Consider the following 6,302-nt stretch of genomic DNA (forward strand, 5'->3'; position numbering starts at 1 on the left):
GAACGAGCGGAGCCCCCATGACGATGCCGGCCAAGATCAGGCGGGAGAAGATCTACGACCTGGCGAAGACCAGCGGGCTGGCGTCGGTCGAGGAGCTCTCCGCGCGCTTCGAGGTCACGGCCTCCACCATCCGGCGCGACCTGGCCCTGCTCAACGAGCAGGGCCGGCTCGCCCGGACCTACGGCGGGGCGATGCCGCTGGATCCGCACCCGGAGGCGTCGCTGCGCCAGCGGGTCGGGGAGGCCTACGAGGAGAAGCAGTCCCTCGCCGGGTGGGCCGCGAAGCAGGTGCGGGCCGGTGAGCACGTCCTGCTCGACGGCGGTTCCACGGTCGGGGCGCTGGCGCACGAACTGCGCAGCCACCAGGACCTCGACGTCACCACGATCGGGATCAACACGCTGCAGGAGCTCAACGGCTGCCCCGGCATCCGGCTCTCCTGTCTGGGCGGGCAGCTCCGGGAGACCAGTCAGAGCTTCTACGGCCCGCTCACCGAGCTCGGCCTGGCCCGCATGACGTTCGACCGTGTCTTCCTCGGGGCCGACGCCGTCACGGCCGAGAACGGGATCTGCGAAGCGGACCACATGCAGACGCGGCTCAAGGAGCTCATGGCCGCCCGCAGCACCCACGTCTACGTGCTGGCCCACTCCGCGAAGATCGGCGCCCGCCCCTTCCACGCGTGGGCGGACCTGCCGCTGCCCTGGACGCTCGTGACGAACGCGGACGCCCCGGCTGACCAGGTGCAGCGGATGCGCGAGCGCGGGATCGCCGTGGAGCTCCTCGCCCCCGCCCGGGCCTGAGCGCCCGTCAGAGGGCCTGCACCAGGACGAGCACCGCGCCGGCGGTGGAGGCCGCCAGCCCCACCCGGCGCACGAGGACCTTGTCCAGGCGCCCGTTCACCACGCCCGAGGTGACGAAGCCGAGCAGCATGGCCGGGAGCAGCGCGGCGGCGAACAGCAGGACCTCCCGGTCGATGGAACCCACCGCCGTCAGCGCCGTGAGGGACACCAGGGCGCCGACCAGGAAGAAGGCGCTCATGGTGCCGCGGACCCGGGCCGGGGAGAAGCCGTGCCAGACCAGGGCCATGGGCGGGCCGCCGATGGCGGTGGCCGTGCCCATGAGTCCGGAGGCGGCCCCCGCGGCGGCGACCGCCGCCGGGCGCGGCCGGGGCTGCCAGCCGCAGACGCTGAGCAGCACGGCCAGCAGGACCGTGCCCGCCACCGCGAGGGCCAGGGCCTGCGGGGGCAGCGCCGCCACCAGCAGGGCCCCCGCCACCGTGCCCGGCACCATCCCGAGCAGCGCCCACCCGGTGCCGCGGAAGTCCACGGCGGTGCGGTCCCGCAGCACGCCGAAGACGGTGAGCCCCGCCGCGAGCAGCACGATGGAGCCGGGCAGCAGGCTGGGGTCCAGAAGGCTGATCACCGGGGCCGCGAGCATGCCGAGGCCGAACCCGATCGTGCCCTGGAGGCAGGACGCCAGGAACACCACGAAGGCGGCGAGGCCGAGCTCCAGCCCGGTCACCGATCGACCCCGATCACCGGACGGAGGCGCCGAGCACGTCGTCGGCCGGGGCGCCCGGTCGCCCGGCGCCCGGGGACCGCGGGATCAGCGCCACGGCCCCGGCGGCCACCAGGGCCACGGCGGCGAAGACGACGAAGTTCCACTGGAACGGCAGCGCCATCGCGCCGATCCAGCCGCCGATGAGCGGGCCGGAGATCGCCCCGATCCGGGCGAAGGACAGCGCCCAGCCGGTGGCGGTGGCCCGGGCGTAGGAGGGGTAGTAGTCGGCCACCCAGCCGGTGAGCACCAGCGAGGTGGAGATGGAGCCGATCCCGGCGAGGGCGACGAAGACGTAGTTGACCCAGATGCTGTTGGGGAACATCAGCAGCAGGATCCCCGCCCCGCCCAGCAGGTAGAAGGTCATCAGGATCAGCTTCTTGCCGTAGGCGTCGGCGGCGCGGCCCAGGGCGATGCCGCCGGCGGCGGAGGCGAGGCTGAAGACCACCAGGAACATCAGGGCCGGGCCCAGGGCGTAGCCGGCCGAGCGCATGATCGAGGGCAGCCAGGTGTTGAGCCCGTAGACCAGGACCATGCCGCAGAACAGCGAGATCCAGAAGAAGACGGTGGGCCGCAGCCAGTCGCGCGAGAACATCGCCGCGAGGGACTGCCGCCACCCCGCGGACCGCGGCGCCTCGGCCGGGGCCCAGTCACCGGGCACGTACGGCTCGACGCCCAGCCGGGCGGCCACCCGGGTGGCGTCCTCCGCACGGCCCTTGCCCACCAGGTACTCGAGGGACTCGGGCACGAGCCGGGCCAGCACCGGCAGCAGGAGCACCGGCACGAACCCGGCGCCCACCACCCACCGCCAGCCCAGCGTGGGCAGCAGCAGCAGCGCCACCAGCGCCGCGACCAGGATGCCCAGGGAGTAGCCGGAGTACATCAGCCCGTAGTTGAAGGAGCGCCGGCGCGGGGCGGAGTACTCGATGGTCAGGGCCGCGGCCACCGGGATGATCCCGCCCATGCCCAGCCCGCCGAGCAGCCGGAAGAGACCGAACAGCTCCGGGGTCGGGGCGAGGGCGGCGCCCAGCTGCATCGTGGTGAAGATCGCGACCGAGGCCAGCAGCATCCTCCGGCGCCCCACCCGGTCGGACAGCGTCCCGATGACCATCGCGCCGATGAGCATGCCGATCAGGGCATACGATCCCAGGCCGCCGAGCTCCAGCGGGGTCAGGTCCCAGGCGCGGTACTCCGCCAGGGCGGGCAGCACGGCGCCGAGCACGCCGACGTCGTAGCCCTCTGCCAGGATGGCCAGCCAGCAGGCGAGCAGCACGCGGCGGGTGGTGCGCTGCGGCACGGGCCAGGGGACGGGGGCGGATGCGGTCATGCGGGAGGCCCTTCGGCGAGGAGGCGCACCGGCCCGGCGGCTGCGGGACGGGGCCGGTGGTCCGGACCACTCGATTCTAGGGAACGATCTCCGCGGGACCGTTGTTGTCATGACGCAGTTGTATTCTCGTTCAAGCGTCGCGCTATCGCGGGCGCGCTGCACCGACCCCTGACCAGGACCGTGACATGACCTCCACCTCGTCGTCCGCACGGACGATCTCCGCCCTCCCGCCCGTCGAGGGCACGCCCGTCGACGCCGCGGGCGGTGGCGACGTCCGCCGCATCGGGGTGGACATCGGCGGCACAGCCATCAAGTACGCGCTCGTGGACCCGGTGCGCGGCGTGGTCGTCGGGCCGCTGCGGCGGATCCTCACGCCGTCCCCGGCCACGCCGGACGCCGTTGTCTCCGCCCTGCGGGCGGCGCTGGCGGAGCTGAGCGCCGGGCCCGACGCCGTGGACCCGCGCAGTCCCGTGGGCGTGGGCGTGCCGGGCATCATCGACCGCGGCATCACCCGCTCCGCCGTGCACCTGGACGACTCCTGGCTCGGCCGGCACGCCGGCCAGCTGCTCAGCGCCGGGCTGGACCGCGACGTCGCCGTGCTCAACGACGCCGACGCCGCCGGGCTGGCCGAGGCCCGCTTCGGGGCCGCCCGGGGGGTGGGCGGCACCGTCCTGATGATCACGCTGGGCACCGGCATCGGCTCGGCGCTGTTCCACGACGGGCAGCTGCTGCCCAACACCGAGCTGGGCCACGTGGACCTGGGCGGCCGGGACGTCGACGGCTGGGCCGGCGCCTCCGCCCGCGTGGCGGAGGGCCTCGACTGGCCGACGTACACGGGCCGGCTCCAGCGCTACCTCGCCCACCTGGAGACCCTCGTCTCCCCGGACCTGATCGTGCTGGGCGGGGGCATCAGCGAGCGGCACCAGCAGTTCCTGCCGCAGCTGCGGTTGCGCGCCCGGATCGTCCCCGCCCAGCTGCGCAACGCGGCCGGCATCATCGGCACCGCCCGCCAGGCGCACCTCGGCCGCTTCGTGATGCAGTAGCTCCCGGCGGGCCTGTCGCCGTCCGCGCAGCGCCGCTACGGTGAGCGGACGACGACGCCGACCCGCAGGAGGCTGGACCCATGACCGAGAACCCGCTCACCGACGCCGAGACGGCCCTGCTGCGCCGCTCCGTGGAGCTGGCCGCCGCGGCCCGGGAGGCCGGCAACCACCCGTTCGGGGCCCTGGTCGCCGACGAGTACGGCGAGATCGTGGCGGAGGCGTGGAACAACGCGCTGCCCCCGGACGGGGACCCGACCCAGCACGCCGAGCTGCGCGCCGTCGCCGCCGCGGTCCGGGCGATCGGGCCCGAGCAGATGCGCCGGGCCACGCTGTTCACCAGTGCGGAGCCCTGCGCCATGTGCACCGGCGCCGCGTACTGGACGGGGGTGGGCCGCATCGTCTACGGCCTCGCGGAGTCCTCGCTGCTGGCGCTCACCGGCGCGCACGAGCAGAACCCCACCCTGGACCTGCCCTGCCGGGAGGTGCTGCGCCACGGTCAGCGGGAGATCGCCGTGCTCGGCCCGCTGCTCGAGGACGAGGCCGCCCGGGTGCACGACGGGTACTGGGTCTGACCCGGGACCGCTCCGGGCCGTCCGGTCCGCCTCGCCGTCCGCGGCCCAGGCGGCGAGGCGGACGCATTCCGGTGGGTCAGTGCCGCACCGCGGCGGGACGCCCGGCGGTGAGCGCGCCCAGCGCGCCGGCGGCCAGCAGACCCGTCAGCACCAGCCCGACCACCCCGGCCAGGGCCACCGGGACGCCGGCGGTCTCCCCGTAGCCGGCGAGGACCGCGCCGGCGAGGGCGTGCGGCGCCGCGGCCTCCGCGAACGAGTAGGCCAGGGCCACCGACTCCAGTCCGTCCGGAGCGGAGGAGGCCACCGCGGAGAGCGCGGCCGCGCACAGCAGGCCGGCACCGGTCACGCCCAGTGCCCCGCGGCGGGCGCGGGCCGGGGCGAGCGGGCGGGTGTCGACGGCGGCCAGCCCCGGGGCCACGGCCAGGACCAGGGACAGGACGGCCACGGTGATCACGGCCTCCCCGACCCCGATCAGGGCGTGCACCCCCAGCATGGAGGCGGCCAGTCCGCCGGCGTCCACCGGTACGGTGCCGCCCACGGCGTACAGGCCGGAGAAGACCAGGGCGGCCGCCGGCACGGACAGCACGGCACCGAGCCCTGCCGCCGTGCGCGGCGCGGACCGGCCGAGCGGACGGGTCAGGAGCCTGCCCACGGCCCAGGCCACGGCCACCCCGACGACGGCCATCAGCGTCACGTTGGTGCCCAGGGCGGTGAGCCCGCCGTCGGCGAAGACGAGTGCCTGCACGGCCAGCACCACGGTCACCGAGAGCACGCCGAGCCACGGGCCCAGCAGCGCCGCGGCCAGGGCGGCGCCCAGGAAGTGACCGCTGGTGCCCGGCAGCACGGAGTAGTTGACCATCTGGGCGGCGAAGACGAAGCCCGTCACGGCCGCGGCAAAGCCCAGTCGGTGGACGGACGCCTGCTGCCTCACCTGCCAGGCGGCCACGGACACCCCGGTCAGCGCCACGGCGGCCGTGGTCGTGCTGACTGCCGGGTCGAGGAAATGGTCCGGAACGTGCATCGGGGAACCGCCCTTCGGGATCGCACTGGACCGGTCTCGGGTGAGACCGGTGCGATCCCGATGGTGCCAAGCCCGTGTTTCGCCGGGATGACGGACGGCGTCGGCAGGTGACGATGACGGACGACGACGGGCAGTGCCGCCGGACGGCGCCCGTGGGCGGCCCGGGTCGTGGGACGTGTCCGGACGACCGGCGGACCGGCCACGGTGTCTCGGGGGACGTCGGGCGGGTTGCCGGGAACCCGGGTCAGGGCCCGTCAGGCGGGGTGCGGGGGCTCCTCGGGCCGGCAGGAGTCGTCGCCCACGTCCTCGGCGGCGTCGACGGCCTCGGCCATGGCGTGCAGGAAGGCGGTGACGGTGGCGGCCTGGTCCGGGTCCAGGGCCCGGGCGGCGGCCAGCATGCGTTCGTGCATCCGGCCCAGGGTGGTGCGCACCTCGCAGTCGGCCTCGGCGGTGGCCACGATCACCAGGGCGCGGCGGTCGGTGGGGTGCGGGCGGCGGGCGACGTGGCCGGTGCGGGTGAGCCGGTCCAGCAGGGTGGTGGTGGAGGCCGAGGAGATGCCCAGCCGGGCGGCGAGGTCGCGGGGGCTCATCGGGGTGCCGGCGCGGTGGGCCTCGAGCAGGTAGCGCAGGGCCAGGACGTCCTTCTCGCCCATGCCCATGGAGTCCTTGGTGCGCCGGCGCATCGCGGTCTCGGCGGTGCGGTAGGCGCGCAGGGCCTCGAGCACCTGCACCGGTCCGGGCCCGGCGGCGTCGTCGGTGCCGTACCAGTAGCCGGAGGAGGTGGG

At 75.1% G+C, this 6,302-nt stretch carries 7 protein-coding genes; 3 read left to right on the plus strand and 4 right to left on the minus strand.

Annotation, left to right across the window (positions count from 1 at the left end):
* The first annotated feature begins 17 nt into the window (after positions 1-17).
* Complete coding sequence (locus ABL57_RS09820) at positions 18-797, plus strand: DeoR/GlpR family DNA-binding transcription regulator (RefSeq protein WP_047803284.1); 780 nt, start codon at positions 18-20, stop codon at positions 795-797.
* 7 nt (positions 798-804) lie between these two features.
* Here the strand turns inward: ABL57_RS09820 and ABL57_RS09825 are convergent, their stop codons facing one another.
* Together ABL57_RS09825 and ABL57_RS09830 are read right to left on the minus strand one after the other, a co-directional pair.
* On the minus strand, positions 805-1,518 hold the full coding sequence (locus ABL57_RS09825; RefSeq protein ID WP_047803285.1) for a sulfite exporter TauE/SafE family protein: 714 nt from the start codon (positions 1,516-1,518) through the stop codon (positions 805-807).
* Positions 1,519-1,531: 13 nt separating this feature from the next.
* Positions 1,532-2,881, minus strand: coding sequence for an MFS transporter (locus ABL57_RS09830; protein ID WP_047803286.1), 1,350 nt, complete (start codon positions 2,879-2,881; stop codon positions 1,532-1,534).
* Between the two features lie 185 nt (positions 2,882-3,066).
* On the opposite strand from ABL57_RS09830, the gene ppgK reads away from it, so the two are divergent.
* A complete protein-coding gene (gene ppgK / locus ABL57_RS09835; RefSeq protein WP_082157351.1) occupies positions 3,067-3,924 on the plus strand; it encodes a polyphosphate--glucose phosphotransferase in 858 nt (285 codons plus the stop codon).
* A gap of 80 nt (positions 3,925-4,004) precedes the next feature.
* The gene (locus ABL57_RS09840) at positions 4,005-4,496 is read left to right on the plus strand and encodes a nucleoside deaminase (RefSeq protein WP_047803287.1); all 492 of its coding nucleotides are present in this window, start codon (positions 4,005-4,007) and stop codon (positions 4,494-4,496) included.
* 76 nt (positions 4,497-4,572) lie between these two features.
* Here the strand turns inward: ABL57_RS09840 and ABL57_RS09845 are convergent, their stop codons facing one another.
* On the minus strand, positions 4,573-5,517 hold the full coding sequence (locus ABL57_RS09845; RefSeq protein ID WP_047803288.1) for an energy-coupling factor ABC transporter permease: 945 nt from the start codon (positions 5,515-5,517) through the stop codon (positions 4,573-4,575).
* Positions 5,518-5,771: 254 nt separating this feature from the next.
* Positions 5,772-6,302, minus strand: a 531-nt coding sequence (locus ABL57_RS09850) for a MarR family winged helix-turn-helix transcriptional regulator (protein ID WP_047803289.1), incomplete at its 5' end; no start/stop codon positions are given.

Origin of the sequence: Kocuria sp. SM24M-10, assembly GCF_001027955.1 — a bacterium.
Taxonomy (GTDB): Bacteria; Actinomycetota; Actinomycetes; order Actinomycetales; family Micrococcaceae; genus Kocuria; species Kocuria oceani.

What these genes read in the sequence shown, in the direction of transcription:
- ABL57_RS09820 (WP_047803284.1), top strand. Translation starts at nt 18, where the DNA reads ATGACGATGCCGGCCAAGATCAGGCGGGAGAAGATCTACGACCTGGCG.
- ABL57_RS09830 (WP_047803286.1), bottom strand. Translation starts at nt 2,881, where the DNA reads ATGACCGCATCCGCCCCCGTCCCCTGGCCCGTGCCGCAGCGCACCACC.
- ppgK (WP_082157351.1), top strand. Translation starts at nt 3,067, where the DNA reads ATGACCTCCACCTCGTCGTCCGCACGGACGATCTCCGCCCTCCCGCCC.
- ABL57_RS09840 (WP_047803287.1), top strand. Translation starts at nt 4,005, where the DNA reads ATGACCGAGAACCCGCTCACCGACGCCGAGACGGCCCTGCTGCGCCGC.
- ABL57_RS09845 (WP_047803288.1), bottom strand. Translation starts at nt 5,517, where the DNA reads ATGCACGTTCCGGACCATTTCCTCGACCCGGCAGTCAGCACGACCACG.